This window comes from Shewanella sp. ISTPL2, from assembly GCF_013283205.1.
GTDB lineage: Bacteria > Pseudomonadota > Gammaproteobacteria > Enterobacterales > Shewanellaceae > Shewanella > Shewanella oncorhynchi.
Genome location: NZ_JAAPAV010000001.1, coordinates 1,666,213 through 1,684,295, shown reverse-complemented (window position 1 = coordinate 1,684,295; position 18,083 = coordinate 1,666,213). Strand labels below are relative to the sequence as shown.

General features: G+C 45.1%; 17 protein-coding genes. 5 read left to right on the top strand and 12 right to left on the bottom strand.

The genetic code is table 11. From position 1 onward, the window contains the following. Positions 1–33: 33 nt before the first annotated feature. From HUB64_RS07560 to HUB64_RS07540, 5 genes are all read right to left on the bottom strand, one after another. On the bottom strand, positions 34–969 hold the full coding sequence (locus HUB64_RS07560) for a Dyp-type peroxidase (protein ID WP_173496718.1): 936 nt from the start codon (positions 967–969) through the stop codon (positions 34–36). 248 nt (positions 970–1,217) lie between these two features. Next, positions 1,218–2,930, bottom strand: a complete 1,713-nt coding sequence (gene ggt, locus HUB64_RS07555) for a gamma-glutamyltransferase (RefSeq protein ID WP_173496717.1) — start codon at positions 2,928–2,930, stop codon at positions 1,218–1,220. Positions 2,931–3,075: 145 nt separating this feature from the next. After that, a complete protein-coding gene (locus HUB64_RS07550) occupies positions 3,076–4,155 on the bottom strand; it encodes an ABC transporter ATP-binding protein (RefSeq protein WP_173496716.1) in 1,080 nt (359 codons plus the stop codon). Beyond that, positions 4,155–5,786, bottom strand: a complete 1,632-nt coding sequence (locus HUB64_RS07545) for an iron ABC transporter permease (protein ID WP_173247444.1) — start codon at positions 5,784–5,786, stop codon at positions 4,155–4,157. The genes HUB64_RS07550 and HUB64_RS07545 overlap by 1 nt, the downstream gene beginning before the upstream one ends. A gap of 76 nt (positions 5,787–5,862) precedes the next feature. Continuing rightward, entirely contained in the window at positions 5,863–6,870 is a 1,008-nt protein-coding gene (locus HUB64_RS07540) for a Fe(3+) ABC transporter substrate-binding protein (protein WP_173496715.1), read from the bottom strand. Between the two features lie 220 nt (positions 6,871–7,090). Here HUB64_RS07540 and HUB64_RS07535 point away from each other — a divergent pair, with 220 nt between their 5' ends. Further along, positions 7,091–7,492, top strand: a complete 402-nt coding sequence (locus HUB64_RS07535; RefSeq protein ID WP_113939102.1) for a hypothetical protein — start codon at positions 7,091–7,093, stop codon at positions 7,490–7,492. Between the two features lie 14 nt (positions 7,493–7,506). Here HUB64_RS07535 and HUB64_RS07530 read toward each other — a convergent pair whose 3' ends face one another. The 3 genes from HUB64_RS07530 to HUB64_RS07520 form a co-directional block, all read right to left on the bottom strand. Then, positions 7,507–8,103, bottom strand: a complete 597-nt coding sequence (locus HUB64_RS07530; protein ID WP_131525196.1) for a glutathione S-transferase N-terminal domain-containing protein — start codon at positions 8,101–8,103, stop codon at positions 7,507–7,509. Positions 8,104–8,195: 92 nt separating this feature from the next. After that, positions 8,196–8,945 carry a ferredoxin--NADP reductase gene (locus HUB64_RS07525; RefSeq protein ID WP_105250220.1) on the bottom strand — a complete coding sequence of 250 codons (750 nt, stop codon included), beginning with the start codon at positions 8,943–8,945 and terminating at the stop codon, positions 8,196–8,198. A 136-nt stretch (positions 8,946–9,081) separates the two neighbouring features. Then, the gene (locus HUB64_RS07520) at positions 9,082–9,696 is read right to left on the bottom strand and encodes a DUF5610 domain-containing protein (RefSeq protein ID WP_173496714.1); all 615 of its coding nucleotides are present in this window, start codon (positions 9,694–9,696) and stop codon (positions 9,082–9,084) included. A gap of 226 nt (positions 9,697–9,922) precedes the next feature. On the opposite strand from HUB64_RS07520, the gene HUB64_RS07515 reads away from it, so the two are divergent. From HUB64_RS07515 to HUB64_RS07505, 3 genes are all read left to right on the top strand, one after another. Further along, positions 9,923–10,540 (top strand): histidine phosphatase family protein, encoded by a 618-nt coding sequence (locus tag HUB64_RS07515; protein WP_173496713.1) that lies wholly within the window; start codon positions 9,923–9,925, stop codon positions 10,538–10,540. 11 nt (positions 10,541–10,551) lie between these two features. Continuing rightward, entirely contained in the window at positions 10,552–12,042 is a 1,491-nt protein-coding gene (locus tag HUB64_RS07510; RefSeq protein ID WP_173496712.1) for an FMN-binding glutamate synthase family protein, read from the top strand. A 151-nt stretch (positions 12,043–12,193) separates the two neighbouring features. Then, positions 12,194–12,403 carry a hypothetical protein gene (locus HUB64_RS07505; RefSeq protein WP_105250224.1) on the top strand — a complete coding sequence of 70 codons (210 nt, stop codon included), beginning with the start codon at positions 12,194–12,196 and terminating at the stop codon, positions 12,401–12,403. A gap of 108 nt (positions 12,404–12,511) precedes the next feature. Here the strand turns inward: HUB64_RS07505 and HUB64_RS07500 are convergent, their stop codons facing one another. Both HUB64_RS07500 and HUB64_RS07495 read right to left on the bottom strand, forming a co-directional pair. Further along, positions 12,512–12,769 carry a hypothetical protein gene (locus HUB64_RS07500; RefSeq protein WP_105250225.1) on the bottom strand — a complete coding sequence of 86 codons (258 nt, stop codon included), beginning with the start codon at positions 12,767–12,769 and terminating at the stop codon, positions 12,512–12,514. A 79-nt stretch (positions 12,770–12,848) separates the two neighbouring features. Next, positions 12,849–14,645, bottom strand: a complete 1,797-nt coding sequence (locus HUB64_RS07495) for an ABC transporter ATP-binding protein/permease (RefSeq protein ID WP_173496711.1) — start codon at positions 14,643–14,645, stop codon at positions 12,849–12,851. Positions 14,646–15,117: 472 nt separating this feature from the next. Between HUB64_RS07495 and HUB64_RS07490 the strand changes: the two genes are divergently transcribed. Further along, positions 15,118–15,294: a hypothetical protein gene (locus HUB64_RS07490; RefSeq protein ID WP_105250227.1), complete on the top strand. Its 177-nt coding sequence runs from the start codon at positions 15,118–15,120 to the stop codon at positions 15,292–15,294. 103 nt (positions 15,295–15,397) lie between these two features. On the opposite strand, the gene aroG is transcribed toward HUB64_RS07490, so the two are convergent. Together aroG and HUB64_RS07480 are read right to left on the bottom strand one after the other, a co-directional pair. Further along, a complete protein-coding gene (gene aroG / locus HUB64_RS07485; RefSeq protein ID WP_131525191.1) occupies positions 15,398–16,453 on the bottom strand; it encodes a 3-deoxy-7-phosphoheptulonate synthase AroG in 1,056 nt (351 codons plus the stop codon). A 351-nt stretch (positions 16,454–16,804) separates the two neighbouring features. Next, positions 16,805–17,998, bottom strand: coding sequence for a tetratricopeptide repeat protein (locus tag HUB64_RS07480; protein WP_131525190.1), 1,194 nt, complete (start codon positions 17,996–17,998; stop codon positions 16,805–16,807). Positions 17,999–18,083: the final 85 nt, after the last annotated feature.

The following is an 18,083-nucleotide window of genomic DNA, read 5'->3' as shown; positions in this document are numbered from 1 at the left end:
GATTGATACTAATTCGGCTTGATTATAGAAAGCTTATTCGTCGAACTGCAGCATAAAATCCAGTGCAGGGGCAAAGAAAGATGAACCTGTCATCGCCTTAGTAAAATGCATCAAGTGATCATGATTGCCTGCGCCATCACCAAACATCATGCTATGCAGCATCTTTTCAAAATGTTCTGGCGTGCGGCAGTTAGAGATAAACATTAATCCCTGCTCCTTCAGCGAACCATAGGGCATACTCTGACGCAGGATCTCCATTGACTTACCATCGGCATCTTTAAGATTAACGCGCTTGATATGGCTGGTCAGTGGCTTATCTTCAGATTCATACTCGATATTATCTTGCTTAGTACGGCCGATAATATCTTCTTGTTTTTTAACTGGTAACCTATGCCACTTACTTAAGTTATGGGCATATTTTTGCACATGAATATAGCTGCCACCCTTAAACTCAGGATCCTCATCACCCACAAGTGCCACTTCCTGGCGGTGGCGCCCCTTAGGGTTTTCGGTACCATCGACAAAGCCGGTTAAATCACGGCTATCCATAAATCTAAAGCCACGCTCTTCTTCAACTAATTCCACTAAGTCTTCAAACATTTGGCTGATTTCATTAGCCACTAAATGCAGAATGTCGTAACGATCACTGCGAATATGCACGAATAAATCATATTCAATTGCAGGCGCTTCACGACTGCCCACTTGCATCGCAGGGAAAGGTTTGAGCAGTTCTGGGCGAGCAGTAGGATAGAGGCTATCCCAATAATTAGCACCAATACCAACAAAACCATTGAATGCACTGTCGGAATATTGATCTGTCAGCTCATAAATATACTGCGCAACGTTGGCAAGACAGGGACGTAATTGCGACTCGACATTGTCATTGGCATTAAACATCAAATAGACACTGTGTAAGTTCCCCTCAGCACACACACCCAACTGTTCACGCGGCATATTTTGAATATCCATTTGGTTATCACCCTTTTTCTAAATTCATTTTCGGCAATATTATCCGCAACTTTACCTAAAAATGACATTAACTAACGCACAGTTTGCTCTGATCTGTTTATGATAATGCCAATAGCGGAGCATTATCCCACCCCAGACCCTTAAACATAAAAATTGACGAGACCATTAAAGTCTCGCCAATCAGTTAAATCGAATCAATGACGTCAGGTTCACTCAGTGTTGAGTTTACCTTAGCATTTATCTTAGTGTTAATAGCCTGCGGCGTGACCATCCTTGCGACTCTCAGAGGCCGCACGATATACGCCGGTTTCGGCATTAAATCCAATGGCTTGATAGCCACCAAACTCCCCAAGTCCATCACGCAGTACATGGCCTTTCTTAATCAACTCACGACGGGTTTCTACCGGAAAACCTGATTCCAAACTGACGTAGCCGCCATCCTTCATCACTTCGCCTGTGGGCTCGGTTGACCCCATATGCAAAATTCTGGGGGCATCGCCCGCTTCTTGCAAGTTCATTTTAAAATCAATCAGATTCATTACAATCTGCGCGTGCATTTGTGGCTGAGTCGCGCCGCCCATCACCCCAAAGCTCAGCCAAGGTTTACCGTCTTTGGTCACAAAAGCCGGAATAATGGTATGGAATGGACGCTTGCCCGGTGCGTAGGTATTAAAACGCCCTTCCGTTAAATCAAACATTTGCCCGCGGTCTTGCAGCACAAAGCCGAGATCCGGTGGTGTCATCCCTGACCCCATACCACGGTAATTACTCTGAATGAGTGACACCATGTTGCCATCTTTGTCAGCGGTAGTCAGGTACACAGTATCGCCATGTTGCAACGCTGGATTACCCGCATCGACACTCTTGGCGGCTTTTGTAGGGTCAATTAACTTAGCGCGATCATAGTTATATTTCTGTGAGATAAGCTCAGTAACGGGCACTTTATTAAAGGCCATGTCGGCATAAAACTTAGCTCTGTCGGCAAAGGCGAGTTTCTTTGCTTCGACAAATAGATGAACATATTCAGGACTATTAAAGCCCATGGCAGCCACATTAAAGGGCTCCATAGTTTTTAAGATTTGTAGCGCCGCAATGCCTTGACCATTAGGTGGCAGTTCCCACACATCGTAACCACGGTAGTTCACCGAAACGGGATCTATCCAGTCGCTAGTATGGCTCGCTAAGTCATCATAACTTAAATAACCACCTTGGGATTTCATGTACTTATCAATACTTTTGGCAATATCACCTTTATAGAAAGCATCGCGGCCGCCCTTTGCAATTTTCTCATAGGTGTTAGCAAGCGCGGGATTTTTAAAGATTTCCCCTACGGTAGGCATCTTACCATTAGGCATATAGGTTTCTTTAAAACCGGGGAATTTAGCCAGTTTTTTACCACTGCCATCAAGGTAATAGGCAATCAACTCTGACACAGGGAAACCATCACGGGCGTAATGAATGGCAGGCGCGAGGTTATCAGCCATAGCTAATTTACCAAACTTATTATGCAGCTCATACCAACCGTCCACAGTGCCCGGTACAGAAACCGGCAAAGGTCCAAGCGGCGGTAAATAGTCTAATCCGAGGGATTTAAGCTTTTCTAAACTTAAGGATTTGGGACTGCGCCCCGATGCATTTAGACCATAGAGGCGTTTATCTTTTGCGCTCCAAACGATAGCAAATAAGTCCCCGCCGACACCCGAGCCCGTTGGCTCGACTAATCCTAACATAGCGTTAGCGGCAATCGCTGCATCGACCGCACTGCCGCCCTGTTTGAGTATATCAATAGCGACTTGCGTGGCTAAAGGCTGACTGGTCGCCGCCATCCCTTGGGTTGCATACACTTCTGATCGCGTTGCGAAGGCTTTACCTGTGATCCTATCCATGGCCATCACTCCTGAAGACGATATTGCCGTTGCTACAATAACGAGGGTGCAAATTGAATTTATTGTTTTTATCATAATTCCTCCAAAACCGGAGGATAAAAGTAGCAAGGATGGTCGAAAATATCACCAACCAATACCGCATAGACCCAAGTTTAACGTAAGCAAAAATGTCGTACTTTAGTTGGCTATGCTATATCAGCATTGAATAAATACTCATCGCTTAGATTGGGTCCCCACAGTTTGAATATGCTGAAGATTCAAACAGCACAAGCGAATGCGGCTCAGTCGTTACCCCAACCTTTTGACCGATACTTAGCTGCATCATTTGGCTACGCACCTCCACATAATAAGCATGGGAAGCGGCCTCAATTTTGACCCAATAATGACAAAAGGCGCCTAAGAAACGTCGCTCAGTGATAGTACCAACGCCCTGTTCATCGGCGCTGAGCGTCAATTGCTGTGGTCGCAAGAATACTGTTCCGCTGAACTCGCTCGGCAAATTTAATGGCGTGAGGCTCGTTAAATGACCTATGGGAGTGACAACACTGTGCCCATCAAACACTGCTGCAGGTAAGTAATTACCGCTACCTAAAAAGTCCGCCACATAGCGGCTGTTTGGGGCGGCATATAAAGCTTCGGCACTACCATGCTGCACTATGATGCCTTGATTAAAGATGGCTAAAGTATCTGCAAATACAAAGGCTTCATCCTTGCTATGAGTAACAAACACCGCGCTGACATTACGCTGTTTTAAGATGCTGCGAATTTCCGCCATCATCTCGTAACGCACTTGGGCATCAATATTAGAAAAAGGCTCATCGAGCAGCAATAATTGCGGCTCATAGGCAAGTGCCCGCGCAATCGAAACTCGCTGCTGCTGACCGCCAGATAATTCATGGGGATAACGCTGTGCCAACCCTTCAAGTTTGACCAAGGCTAGCATTTCATCCAAACGTGCCTGACGTTCTGCGCCCGACAATCTAGCCACCCCAAAGAGGATATTTTCCGCCACAGTCAAATGAGGGAAAAGCGCATAGTCTTGAAAAATCATGCCGATGCCGCGCTGCTCACTAGGTACAAACTGGCTATTGCCACTCACTATGCGGCCATTAATCTGGATTTCACCTTGGCTTATGGCCTGTAATCCAGCAACCGCACGTAATAAGGTCGTCTTGCCACAACCGCTTGGGCCTAACAACGCCAGGATTTCCCCTTGAGCGAGCGTTAAACTCAAACCTTTAAGTACTTGCTGGCCCTGATAATCGCTATGAATTTGCTTAAGCTTGAGCGTACTTGTCATCAGCTGTGATGCTCCAATGAACGGTTTAAATAAATAAGCGGCACTAAACCCACCAGTACAATCACAATAGCAGCTAATGCGCCGTGCTCGAGTTTTTCATCGGACGCAAACTGGAATACATAAGTTGCAAGATTCTCAAAGCCGATAGGCCGCAGCAATAACGCAGCGGGCAGTTCCTTCATGCTTTCGATAAACACCAATAAAGCACCCGCAAACAATCCCTTAGCAAGTAAAGGCAAATGCACCCGCCGCAAAAGTTGCCTAGGAGTTTGCCCCATGGTCAGGCTCACCATGTCTAGCGATGGCGAGATGCGTTTATAACTGCTTTCAACACTGCCAATCGCAATTGCCACGAAACGTACACAAAAAGCAAAAATCAATGCCATCACACTGCCTGTAAGGATAAGACCAGGACCTGCTATGCCGACAAGATCCGCCAGATCGTTAATCGCAAAATCTAACATAGTTAAAGGCACTAATACCCCAATAGCCAGCACAGTGCCAGGTAAGGCATAGCCCGTCGAAGCTAACCGTGAGGGCAAAGCATCACTCTGTCTTGGGCTTATCCGGCGAACGAACATAAGCAGTAAGGCGATTAAGCAACAGAGTAAACTGGTGATCAGCGCTAGACTGAGGCTGTTAAGACTCAATTGCCAAAAACTCTTATCCCAGCTTTGTTCAAAGTAACCAATGGCATAGGATAATAAAATCCCGAAAGGTAACAGAAAGGCTAATAGCAATAGCATGCCGCAAAAGCTGAGTGCGACCAAGGTTTGAGTCATCGAGAGTCGATACAAGTCAGTGGCTTGTATACGTGATTGTTTTTGGAATAACTGCTGTTTACGACGGGCAAAACGCTCAAATCCAATCAGACTAAATACCACCAGCAAGATAATCGCCGATAACTTAGCGGCGGCGGTCAAATTGCCATAACCCAACCAAGTGTCGTACACGGCTGTCGTTAAGGTAGGCACGGCAAAATAGTTAACCGTTGCAAAATCAGCGGCCGTCTCCATCGCCACTAAAGCCACCCCAACGGCGAGCGCAGGCCTTGCCATAGGCAAAGATAAACGCCAAAAACTTTGCCACGGTGAACAGCCCATAATGCGCGAAGCATGTGCCAAACTTAAGGATTGCTCCATAAAAGCGGTACGCGCCAAGAGATAAATATAGGGAAACAATACCAGCGACAACATACACGCCGCGCCGCCTAAGGTACGAATATCGGGGAAGAAATAATCCTGCGGTGAGTCCCAGCCAAATATCGAACGAAGACCGCGCTGCACTGGCCCCGCATAATCGAGTAAATCGGTATAGACGTAGGCGACAATATACGCAGGCATAGCGAGGGGCAATAATAGCGCCCATTGCAAATATCGCCTGCCGACAAATTCACAACGAGCCATCAACCAAGCGCAGGGTAAAGCGAGTAATAACGCCCCCAGACTCACCCAGAAAATCAGCAATAAACTGTTAATGATATATGTCGGCAGAACCGTTGCCATCAAGTGCCCAAACACGGCTTCGTCAGGCTGAAAAGCTTGAAATATCAACGCAAATAGTGGCAATACCAGCAAGGCAGCCACGGCATAACCAGCAAGCGACCAGCTTCTGGCTAATCCTAAAATCATGTCAATCCTTAAAACATCACAGCGCCAATCACTGGCGCTGATAACCTAAATCTGCATTTTGTCGCTAGCACTGGAGCTAGAGATCAAACTGCACTTCATCTAATAGCTTAACCGCCGCTTGGTGATATTCTGCCAACTTAAAAATGGGCAATTGATCTGACTTAAACTTACCCCATGAAGCCACTAAAGATGAAGGTGCCACATCGGCTTTCACTGGATATTCCATATTCACATCGGCATAGGCCTTCTGAGCCACATCGGCGGATAAGAACTCCATCAATTTGATCGCATTGGCTTTATTAGGCGCATGGCGAGTGAGTATCATACCAGACACATTCACATGGGCACCGCGGTCAGCTTGGTTCGGGAAGTTGAGCGTCACAGCTTCGGCAATCGCCTTTTGCTCAGGATCCTGCAACATATTGCCGTAATAGTAGCTATTACCAATGGCGATCTCACACACACCTTCTTTTACTGCGGCAATTTGCCCCCTGTCGTTCCCCTGAGGTTTACGGGCTAAATTAGTTTTCACGCCTTGTAACCAAGTTTTTGCCTCAGCTTCACCGTGATGAGCAATCATAGATGCTACTAACGCTATGTTGTATGGATGTTTACCACTGCGAGTACAAATCTTTCCTTTATATTTGGGATCGGCTAATTCTTCATAGGTCAATTGCTGCTGGCCTAAACGATCCTTGGCTGTATAGAGATTTCGCACCCGCATAGTCAGGGCATACCACTGGCCGTCGGGATCGCGATACTGCGCAGGAATATTACTCTCTAGCAGGGGATTTTTGACTGGAGAGGTTAGATCTTTATCCACTAATTCAACTAAACGTGAAAAATCAGACGTCAGCACAAGATCCGCTGGGGATAAACGGCCTTCACGGACGAGACGCTCGGCAATACCGTCTTTAGCAAATACCAAATTCACACCTATGCCAGTTTCTTCGGTGAAACGCGTCAGGATAGGCTCCACCAAGAAAGCTTGACGATAAGAATAAACGGTTAATTTATCATCTGCATTCGCTGAATGCCCAACCGACATTAACCCAAAAACAGCCGCGCAAGTTACCCATTTCATTACCGAATTCTCCCCAAAGTGATGACGTGTTCAGCAAAATTTGAACACTAACGCATTAATGATAATGCTTATCAGTTTCGCAAGAGTAATAGATACGGAACTTGAGAGCAAGCAGCTAATTAACTTTATGTTTTTAATGGCATTAATCTGAAAATTTGAGATTATCTCAAATCAAACTAAACTGAACCTTAATTTGATTAAAATGCTTTCAGGAGGCGTTATGTTTACTGTTTTGCTGCTAGGCGTAGCCGCAATTGCGCTATTTGGCTTATTCAAACTCAATACTAGTCCCAAAAGACATAAACACTCTTCTCAAGTTGCAGATCCCAGCATTAATAAAACTCACAGTTTTCACAGTGTGAGCATAGTGAATAACGGCAGTTGCTGTGAGCAGATTGAAGCGCTTTCTGGAAAACGATTTTTATCGAAAGATGCGCCCGAAATTCCGATGGAAGAATGCACTATGGCAAACTGCCAATGCCGCTATCAACACCATGAAGACAGGCGCCAACTAGGCAATGATCGCAGAGTAGAATATGGGGTTACTCGTGAGTTATTCGGCGCTTTTGGTGAACAAAATCGCCGTGATAGGCCAAAAGGAAGACGCGCAACCGACGGTTGAGCATCCTCTGCGGATTATTGGGGACGAGTTTGAATAAATGCAGGTAAATCACGCATTTCACTGAACCAAAGTGCTGTCGCAGGTGCAACCTTACGCCAATCTAGCTCTGGATGTCTAAAATCCACATAATCGAGTAAGCAAATCAAAGCTAATTGCGGTGCTTGAATCGTGGTTTGGGTGATCACAGTTTGAAGCTCAATCTGCATAAGGCCGCGCAGTAGTGCTTGTTCAAAACGTGCAGTCCAAAATACTGATCTCACGCCTTCTTCTTCACGCATTTGCTCTTGGCGTAATTTCACCGCGCTATCGATTAAGCCTTTAACTAAAGAATACTGACACTCCAGCACCCAGTTATTATTTGAGATCCCAAACATCTTACGATCGCCAAGCTCTGCATCTAGGTAACGCATGATCACTTCACTATCGAATAGTGCTACACCATCGTTGGTAATAAGACACGGGATCTGTCCTAACGGGTTAGCATCGAGTAATTCTGCGCTGTTTTCAAAGGGATTAACTAACTGCTCTTCAATATTGTTAATCCCTAGATACTGGATTAAGGCTCTTACACAACGGGCATAGGGCGAAGCTTGAGAACTTAACAACTTCATCAAAAATTTCCTTTTGTTTGCATTAAACGCTATGGCTTTTTAGGGGCAAGAACGGAAACAAGTTTACTCTCGCCTTCTATGTAAAATTGAGATTACCAGTATTTTTCAACGGTAATTTGCCCAGGAGCACGGCGTAAATTCTTCACTAACCCTTTATCGAGTAAAGCGGCTTGCGCACCGTTAATCATACCCGGATTGCCGCAGATCATAACTTGAGAGTCAGCTGCGTTTAAGGTTAATCCTGCCTTTTTTTCGATTTCACCCGAGACGATCCCCTCGGGAATGCGGCACTGCAAAGCATCGGCAAAGGGTTTACGGGTCACACTCAAGACTAATGTAAATTGTTCAGGGTATTTGCGTTCTAAATTACGCAGCTTATCAAGATATGCCAAATCCTGTGCCTCGCGCACGCCATACACAAGCACGACTTTTTCAAAACGCTCCCAAGGTTCATCGGTGTCGAGCATAGACAAAAATGGCCCTACTGCTGTTCCTGTGGCTAAAAACCACAAATGCTTCCCTTGGAGTTCACCCTTAGGAATTTCAGCTAAGGTCATAAAACCAGTCGCGGTTGAGGTAATTTCAATTTCATCGCCTATTGCAAGATTATGTAATTGAGGCGATAACAAGCCATCCTCTACCGCAACGGCGAGCACCTCGGCATAGGGTTTATCGGGAGAATTGACTAAGGAGTAGGCTCTAGCCACACGCTTATCATCTTGCATTTGACTTAACTTGATAAACTGACCTGGAATAAATGGAGCTAACTCGGCAGCAATGCGCAATGAGAATAACTTATCACTCCAATCAATACGTTCTATCACCTGTCCCCTAATCCACATAACTTGCCCTCAAGCGAAACGTTAAATAGGCTTCCAGCATAGACTTTTTTCTGCACAACAAAAACCCCTTATATAAGGGGCTTATGACTATAACGCTGAATATAGAACTGAAAATACTGAGGTATTAACTCGGACTCTATGCTGTCTCATCAGTCTTCTTGTTAAAGCTATCTCTAAAGGCTTGCAGCCCCTCTTGCACTAAGCTGTAGGTTTTATCGACACCATCGGCAATATCACCCTGCAATACTTTAAGGCCGGACAGAATATCTTTAGCCTCTTTAAAGCCATTGTCGATGGCACCGCCAATAATCCCCATAAAGCTATCGAGTTGATCACTTAGACTCATACCCGAATTTTGTTGTTGGTGAATGCTAAAAAACTGCGTCGCAAAACTCACGATACGATCTGCAGTCGCTTCTGGAGAAGTATCTACTCCATTATCGTAAGCCGTCTGAATCGCGTTCTCGCCCATAGTGGGCGCTAATTCTTTATTAATCGACTCTATCGCTGCGCGATAAAGCAAGGCCATAGACTGATCGCCTGACTTGATATTCACATCTTGCTGTGCCGATAAAATCGCTTGATTCATCAGCTGCTTGCTCGTTTGCTGCGCAGTTTGCTTCGAGGTTACTTCTGTGGCTTTCGCGTCCTTCGAATCACTCACTTCGGTGCCCTTAGACGCCGCGTTTTCAGCATATTTTTTCTGTGGCAAAGGGGTACTTTGCACTTGAGGGGGTTTATTGATTTCCATGATGACTATCCATTCAATTCGGGTCGACTTAATTATCGACCAAAATTTAACCAGCTTTAGTAATTTTTAGAATTGAAGTACCATCTGACCACAAGGCCATGATAAGGCCCACATAAATTAAGTGGGTTCATTCTTTAATAAGGTGCATAAAGCGCCAACCCACCGCAATGCAGATCATTACTATCGCTGAGCTTAGACATAAGCCAATAGAAAAGGATGTTACACCATGGCAGCAGGCCGCAGTTTGAGTCATTTCCGCTTTCACGGGTTTACACTAATCCTTAAGCACTATTTTAAGCATAATCTGGGTATCAATATAAAACGCTTTAGCCTGCTAACAAGCCTCGTCATATTCACTTGCCTCGGCTTTGCTCCCATTAGCCAAGCTCATGCTGAAAGTAGACTAATTATTTTAGTCAGACATGCCGAGAAAGCCGACACGCCAGCCAATAACCCGCAGTTATCACCCAAGGGAGAAATACGCGCAGCATCACTGATCACTGCCTTGAGCCGCACGCCGCTGTCGCAACTTATTGCGACTCAATACCTAAGAACCCAGCAAACACTCGCGCCCATCGCCGAGGATCGCCATTTACCTGTGACGATAGTAGAAGCTGCCAAACCTATCGAAGGACATATCCAACACATTGTTGAACAAGTGCATGCTGTAAAGGGCAATACACTCATCGTTGGGCATTCAAATACTGTCCCACAGATCATTAAAGCCCTTGGTGGACCTGAGATCCAAGCGATCAGTGAAGATGACTATAGCCAGCTGTTTTTACTCTCTCTTAATGATGACCAACCTGCGAGCTTGATCGCCACCCGTTACGGACAAGAATAAGGATAAATAACATGAGTGAACTCAATTGGTTTATGTGGGGACTCGATCTATTTTCAGGGCTGTTTTTGATTGTAATAGGACTCGCAGTACTCGCGGTTATTTACATGTATATCGCAGATAAAATGCAGACCAAACAAGCGGTAAGACATAACTATCCCGTGATTGGTCGCTTTCGATATTTGTTTGAAAAACAAGGTGAGTTTTTCAGACAATACTTTTTCGCCCAAGACAGAGAAGAACTGCCCTTCAACCGTGCTGAACGCAGCTGGGTGTACCGCGCCGCTAAAAATGTCGATAGAACTATCGCCTTTGGTTCGACTCGCCCCTTGGATACTGCCGGTACTGTTATGTTTATGAATACCGCCTTCCCAACCCAAGATGAAGAGATCACACCCATTCATCCACTGACAATTGGCACCAATTGCCGCCAACCCTATACGACTCAAGCCATTTGTCATATTTCAGCCATGAGCTTTGGGGCTCTATCGCGCCCAGCAATTACCGCCCTTTCCCACGGTGCAGCGCAGGCGGGTTGCTGGCTTAACACAGGTGAAGGCGGCTTGAGCCCTTATCATCTAAAAGGTGGCTGCGATATCGTCTTTCAAATTGGAACGGCCAAATACGGTGTACGTAATGAGCACGGACATTTAGACGATGAAAAGCTCAAGTCGATAGCCATTCATCCCGAAGTCAAAATGTTTGAAATTAAAATGAGTCAAGGAGCTAAACCGGGCAAAGGCGGCATTTTACCAGGGATCAAAGTCACAGCTGAAATTGCCCATATTCGCGGTATTCCTCAGGGTTATGACTCTATTAGCCCTAATGGTCATATTGAATTCAAATCCGTGAACGATATTTTGGATATGGTTGAACGAGTACGTGAAGTTACCGGTAAACCAACGGGCATTAAGGCCGTACTCGGTGACGTGCAGTGGCTCGAAGATTTATGTGATGAAATTGAACGTCGTGGCGAAGACTCTGCCCCCGACTTCTTTACCTTAGACAGTGCCGATGGCGGCACAGGCGCTGCACCACAACCTTTAATGGATTATGTCGGATTACCACTGAAGGAAAGCTTACCTATCCTAGTTAATGTCTTGATCCAACGAGGCTTGCGTAAACGCATCAAAGTCATCGCTTCGGGTAAACTTATTGTGCCATCAAGAGTCGCTTGGGCTTTGGCATTAGGTGCCGACTTCATCGCATCGGCCCGTGGCAATATGTTCGCCCTCGGTTGTATTCAAGCCTTACAGTGCAATAGAGATACCTGCCCAACGGGCATCACAACGCACAATCCCAAGCTACAACAAGGACTCGATCCTAGGGATAAATCGGCTCGTGTTGCTAACTATAATCATAATTTACACCATGACTTAGCCTTAATTGCGCACTCTTGCGGAGTGACAGAACCAAGACAACTCAAACCTTCACATGTCCGAATTGTGCTCGATAGCGGTTTATCCATTTCACTCGATAAATACTATGCACATATGGATAAGTAGCCGCGAACACTCGCGGTTAATGGCGAATACAACTTTCGTCTATATAGGGTTTACATAAGGTATATTTGAATGCGTATCACAAAAGAGGTAAGATCCGTGACGTGAGACATTATTCAAATGTCTTACCCACAATTGAACTTAAGGAAACACTTTGAAATCTAGCTTCGTAAGCCAACTGCCCGCCAGTAAAACTGTAAGCACTAGCTGTAAGAGCTGTAATCGCCTGACCGAGATCGAAGGTGAACTGGTGTGTTTTCGCGAAGGGCAGATCATTCGACTCACTTTGATAGATGAGTCAGTACCTAAATTGAATCTTTTATGTGAAGGTTGGAAAGCGGGGAAGCTGAACGGCGTAGCTTAATTCAGCCATATTTTATCTCTGGAGTCTCTCTAGAGCATCAAGAATAGAGGCTCACCTCTATTCTCGGACGTTCTCACCCAAACTGTACTAAAGCACTAGCGAACACACCTAACGCATACCCATAAAGTCACTTGTCGGCGCGTTCATATCGCGGATCACACCTGCCAGCACCATTTCTGGATTGACTTTAGCCAAGGTAAGTCGCCGAGTGGTAACCAACAGGCCCGCGTTCAACTCAGCATGAATGCGTTGCAATGAATCATAATCAACACCACGTTTTTTCAATGTCGCCATGATGGCATACCAATCAGTGGCGACTTTTTCTTCTTTGCCTTCAATATTAGCTCTCAGTGTAATATTTTCCATGCCAGATCTCTTCCGATTGATGTGTTGGCATTGAGTATAGAGAGCCGAAGCTGAATAAAGACTGAACTGTATTACGCTATTAACTGCTCAGAGGAGTATGTTGTTGCTCATTTTGTATCCGCCATAATTTGGCATAGAGACCATTTGCCAACAGCAAAGTCTGATGATTACCTTGCTCAACTATTTCTCCTTGGCTTAATACGACTATTTGATCGGCATCGACTATGGTCGATAACCTATGAGCCACCACTAGGCTAGTGTGCCCCTTAGCGACTTCCCGCAGTGCCGACAAAATAGCTTGCTCGGAGCGACTATCGAGTGAAGATGTAGCCTCATCAAACACCAGCACGGGCGAGCCCTTCAAAATGGCCCTTGCTATCGCGACCCGCTGTTTTTCTCCGCCAGATAGCTTTAAGCCGCGCTCACCCACCTTTGTGTCCCAACCAAGGGCAAGTGATGCAATAAATTGCTCTAAGTGCGCCAGTTTAATCGCGTTGCGCACCTCTTCATCCGTCGCGCCCGGGCGACCATAACGTATGTTCTCAACTAATGAATCGTTAAACAGCACTGTATCCTGCGGCACGATAGCGATGGCCCGTCGCAGCGCATCTTGCGTCAGATGACGGATATCTTGTCCATCGATTTTAATCGCGCCTTGGTCCACATCGTAAAATCGAAACAGCAGTTTAATCAGCGTCGACTTACCAGCACCACTATCGCCGACTACGGCCACTTTTTTTCCCGCAGCAACCTTAAAACTCACGTCCCGCAGAATTTGCCGCTCGTCATAGCTAAAATTCACGTTTTCAAATACCAGCTCACCCTTAGTAGGCTGAAAATCGAGTGCTTGGGGTGAGTCGACTATCATGGGATGCTTATCGAGCAGGCTAAACATGCGCTCAATATTGGCTAAGGCGCCGCGAATTTCGCGATACACGAAACCTAAGAAGTTAAGGGGTAAAAAGAGCTGCATCATGAACGCATTAATCAATACAAAATCACCTAAGGTCATATCGCCATAGGTGACTCGGTACGCCGCCAGCGCCATCATAGCTGTCATCGCCAGAGCGATAATCACAGCTTGTCCGCCATTGAGCGCAAACAAAGATAAACGGTTTTTACGCTTAGCGACTTCCCACTGTTCGAGCGCTTGATCGTAGCGCTGCGACTCATACTTCTCATTATTAAAATACTTTACCGTTTCATAGTTCAGCAAGCTGTCGATGGCGCGGGTATTCGATAACGAGTCAGCCTTGGCCGCATCACGTACATACTCAGTACGCCATTCGGTCGCGACCACAGAAAAAATAATATAAGCCAGCACAGCAACAAAAGTGATTGCCGCAAACGCAATGCCGTAGTTATAGAAGAAAATGCCAATCACCATGACAATTTCGAGCAAGGTCGGCACTATGTTGAACACCATAAAACGCATGAGGAAACTCACGCCGCTGGTGCCGCGTTCAATATCACGGGAGAGGCCGCCGGTTTTGCGCTCTAGATGAAAATCGAGGTCAAGTCGGTGTAAATGGTCGAATACTGCTAAGCCTAAACGGCGGATCGCCCGCTCGGTTACGCGGCCAAACAAGGTATCGCGGATCTCCCCCGTAATCGCCGTTAGTAAACGTACCGCACCATAGGCCAACACTAATCCTACGGGCACACTGAGGGCTTGCGCGGTTTTATCGGCATCTAAGGTGTCGACCAAATGCTTCAGAATAAAAGGTAGAGCCACGCTGGTCAGCTTAGCGATGATGAGGCATGACATCGCCAGCGCAATACGGCCTTTGTATTCCAATAAGTAAGGCCAAAGCAGTTTCATGACGTGCCAGTTTAATTTATCGACTGGACCTTCAAAATATAACGTTGGGCGCATAAGACATAACCTTGAATGAGTTATGCCAATTGTAACAGTTCACACCGAACATAAGCTAAGCGAAACTAGCAAAGTCTGAATAAAATCAATCAGATTTTCCTGACAGACAAATAGACTTATTCACGACATACTCAGCTGCTATTTTGATTGCATTTAAAGTCAAAACATCATACTTACGCATTACACTGGCGTATTCACAATAAATGAATTTATACTGATTTGTGTTCAGGCATGTACCGTTTTACTTAACCTCAGAGCCGTATGTAGGAGGATAAGAGTGCAATGGAAGAAGACTTGGCACAGAGTTGCTGCTGTTGATTATTTTTGCAGTTTTGCCCAAAATGCCATGGAGGCGGTTATACAAATCAATAGAATTTGTTAACCTCTACGCGCTAGATTTTGCGATTCATACGCCCAAGTTCTAGCGAGAACATTAAGACAAACAAATTAAATTAAGATCAAAGGAAGCTTTATGTTGGATTCCGCTAAAGTTCAATACCCGCCATTACCACTGATCCAAACTTGGGTGTGGATGATGATCGAATCAGGCAATCCAGAGATACAAGATAAAGGTAGAAACAACCTTATTGCCGCCTTTGGTAGCTTAGCCAAAGCAAATGAATACATTGTTGAAATAAGCAATAAATAGATAAAACAAAGGCGCCGGGATAGCGCCTTTGTTTTTACTTAACCCGCAATCGTTAACGGCTAACTCAGGTATAGTTGCGGTTTATGTTCGCTCGAGCAGATAATTAAACCTGACGGCGTTCGATAATGCTTTGGTTCAAAATGGCTAACAGACGCTCGGTATCATCCCAACCAATACACGCATCGGTAATACTCTGCCCATAGCATAACTCTTGACCTTCAATAAGATCTTGACGACCTTCCACTAAATGGCTTTCTACCATAACACCAAAAATAGCAGTATTTCCCGCCGCCACTTGACCAGCTACATCTTCAGCAACCACTAACTGACGTTGATACTCTTTACTACTATTAGCATGGCTAAAGTCGATCATGATGTTGTCGGCAAGCTTTGCTTTTAACAATTGCTGGCTAATCTCAGTGACATGCGGCGCGCTATAATTGGGCTCGCGGCCACCCCGTAAAATAATGTGGCAATCAGGATTGCCCTTAGTCGAAACGATCGCCGAATGGCCCAACTTAGTCACAGATAAAAAATGGTGTGGTGCATTGGCAGCACCTATCGCATCAATAGCAACTTTAATCGTGCCATCAGTACCATTTTTAAAACCGACCGGACAAGAAAGACCCGAGGCTAACTCTCTGTGTACTTGAGATTCTGTCGTACGGGCACCAATGGCTCCCCAGCACATTAAATCAGCCATATATTGTGGGGTGATCATGTCAAGAAACTCACCCGCAGTTGGCATACCGCTGTCGTTCAAATCCACTAATAATTTACGGGCGGTGCGTAAACCATCATTGAGTTTAAAGCTGTTATCCATGTAAGGATCGTTAATCAGCCCCTTCCAACCCACTGTGGTTCTTGGTTTTTCAAAATACACTCGCATCACAATTTCGAGTTGATCTTTATAACGTTCACGCAGTGAGACCAAACGCTGTCCATATTCCAACGCAGCTTTGGGATCGTGGATAGAACAAGGCCCAATCACCACTAATAGACGATCATCAGACTTAGCCAGAATATTATGGATACTATTACGCGCATTAAACACAGTCGCAGAGGCTTTTTCGGAAGCAGGAAATCGTTCAAGAATCGCGATAGGTGGAAGTAACTCTTTTACTTCTTTAATGCGAACATCATCATTTTGGTAATACATAATTTTACTGCTCCAACGCTGGTGTTTTAGGCTATTTCTATCGCTGCGATAAGGGATCTCAACTGCAATACTGAGTTCAATTTATCGAGTCTCAGGCGCCAATGCAACCAAGTTGTCTCCATTTCAAAAAATCAAATATAACTTATTGTTTTAATATATTTAAAAAAAATCAAAATTCAAATATGCCAGCTAACTCACAGCCTTGATGAACAAAATCGAATATGGCGGATAAAAAGGAATAAACATATTTGCTGCAAGTGTATTTAGGCGCCCTATGTTAGCAAGCAAAGATGTTTACCCGTAATAAGCTTAATTGATGGCCAGCTCTCTATAGAAAAGAGCGGGCAAATGCTAATGCTGTAACATGACTTGTAACTTGCTCTGATAGCGTTGACGCTCTGACTCATCTCGGCTCAAAGCCAAGGCTTTATCCATATTCAGTTTGGCACGCTTTTCGTCCCCCAGCGCCCAGTAGGTTTTAGATAAACCGAAGAAGAACTCATGACGATAATCCGCTTTTGCCAACGCCCTTTGATACCAAGCCAAGGCTTCATCGTATTGATGCTCATCATAGGCTTGCTGCCCCATGTCATAGTAATAATAGGGATTACGTATTCGCGCTAATTCAAGCACTTTATTAATTTCGGCCCATTCATCAAGCCGCCCCTGCTCCCCTAAAATCAAGGCTAAGTTATAAAGCGTTGTCAGATTTTTCGCATCAAACTTGAGTGCATAGCGATAAACCTGTTCGGCCCGCTTTTCATCACCTTTATGCCGGTAAATAATGGCGAGCGTGTTGAGTGAAGGAACAAACTGGCCGACTTTTAAACCCACTTTAATCAAGGCATAGGCCCTGTCTAAATCACCGTTCACCAAAGACTCTGCCGCCATATTGTTGTAAAACATGCTGATTAAGGTCTGCCGATCCACTTGGGTTTTACCGTATCCCCGTAGAGCTCGCTCTGGCATAAAGTCCACTAAAACTGCGGTAGATGACACATAAACTGAATGTGCGTTTTCAGGTGGAAGTAAGCGTAAATTCACATGCCCATTGATTAAATAGAAATCACCTTGCTTATCCCATACCGGTTCTATCGCAATATCTTGATACTCAGCACTCACATTCAATATGTCCGCTAACGCAGAAGTCATGACCACTAAAGACATGCAATTACCCGCCCTTTGGGCATAGGTTTCACGGGCAATTTGGGTCAGATTATCTTTATATCGAAAATCAATGTTAGCGCTATTGGTTTGACTCGCATTGATATAACTAGCTAACCATTCATTGGCTAACATGTTGTTATTGTGTGACAAAGTGTATATCCCATAGCGACGTTTTACGTCTGTCACGACCTCGGGTGGCAGATAAAAAATATCCGCAACAGAAGGAATATCGGCCACAGGGGTAAACAGTGAATCGGCAAGTAACGACTCAAGATCCGACGGATTAGGCTCAATGGTCGTCGAGCTACAAGCAAACAATTGACTGAATACAACGCTCAAGATCGTACTCAAGTATACGGCTCGGAATAGTTTCGACATACGTCCTCCCACACCATTAGCTCCTATTTGAGCTTATTACAAATGGCGAAAAAGACGACATAAAATGGTTACAAAAAAATGATAA